This window comes from Mycobacterium sp. E1715 (genome assembly GCF_001667625.1).
Classification (GTDB): Bacteria; Actinomycetota; Actinomycetes; order Mycobacteriales; family Mycobacteriaceae; genus Mycobacterium.
The window spans coordinates 1-916 of the sequence record NZ_LZJJ01000505.1 but is presented as its reverse complement, the minus strand read 5'-3'; the positions used below and the strand labels follow the sequence as shown (position 1 = coordinate 916).

Genomic DNA, 916 nt, shown 5'->3' with positions numbered 1-916 from the left:
GTCCAAAACCACTACGACACCGCCGACATCCTGCCGCTCACCGCACTCCAAGAAGGACTGCTCTTCCACGCCACCACCGCTCGGGATCTCGGCGATCTGTACGCGATGCAACTCGACGTCACGGTCGCCGGCCCACTCGACCCGCGCCGGCTGCACGACGCCGTCCGCGCCGTCGTCGAGCGCCACCCCAACCTGGCCGCTCGGTTCTGCCGGCAGTTCGACCAACCGGTTCAAATCATTCCGGCCCACCCCTTGGCGATATGGCGAACGAACTGGTGCTCTTGGGACCGGGCTTGAGCCGGCCCGGCGGACCGACGAGGGTGGGGGCGTCAAGGCCGGCGAGCGCTTGGGCCCAGGCGTCGCGGGCGGCGTCGAGGTCGCGCTCGGCCAGCCAGCTGACGAACCGGCGATAGGGTGTCGCGGCCGGCAGTTGCCGGCCTTGGTAGCAGCCGAAAATCTCGTGCAGCAGGATCGGTAGCGACCACCCGTCGAGCACGATGTGGTGGAACGTCAGCACAATTCGATGGAGGCTCTCTCCGGTGCGAAGCAGAGCAACCCGGAAGACGGGTCCGGCGGTGAGGTCACCGACCGCGGCCCGTTCGTCGGCGCAAATCCCTTCGATCCGATCATCGGCTTCGACGGCCTCGTATCGCCATACCGCCAAGGGGTGGGCCGGAATGATTTGAACCGGTTGGTCGAACTGCCGGCAGAACCGAGCGGCCAGGTTGGGGTGGCGCTCGACGACGGCGCGGACGGCGTCGTGCAGCCGGCGCGGGTCGAGTGGGCCGGCGACCGTGACGTCGAGTTGCATCGCGTACAGATCGCCGAGATCCCGAGCGGTGGTGGCGTGGAAGAGCAGTCCTTCTTGGAGTGCGGTGAGCGGCAGGATGTCGGCGGTGTCGTAGTGGTTTTGGAG

Annotated in this window: 2 protein-coding genes; one reads left to right on the top strand and one right to left on the bottom strand. The window is 67.5% G+C overall.

Going from position 1 to position 916, the window contains the following annotated elements:
- Positions 1–27 precede the first annotated feature (27 nt).
- The gene (locus A9X03_RS30930) at positions 28–297 is read left to right on the top strand and encodes a condensation domain-containing protein (RefSeq protein WP_369831414.1); all 270 of its coding nucleotides are present in this window, start codon (positions 28–30) and stop codon (positions 295–297) included.
- Here the strand turns inward: A9X03_RS30930 and A9X03_RS24880 are convergent.
- A partial coding sequence (locus A9X03_RS24880) for a condensation domain-containing protein (protein WP_156746667.1) occupies positions 236–916 on the bottom strand: 681 nt, incomplete at its 5' end. The genes A9X03_RS30930 and A9X03_RS24880 overlap by 62 nt on opposite strands.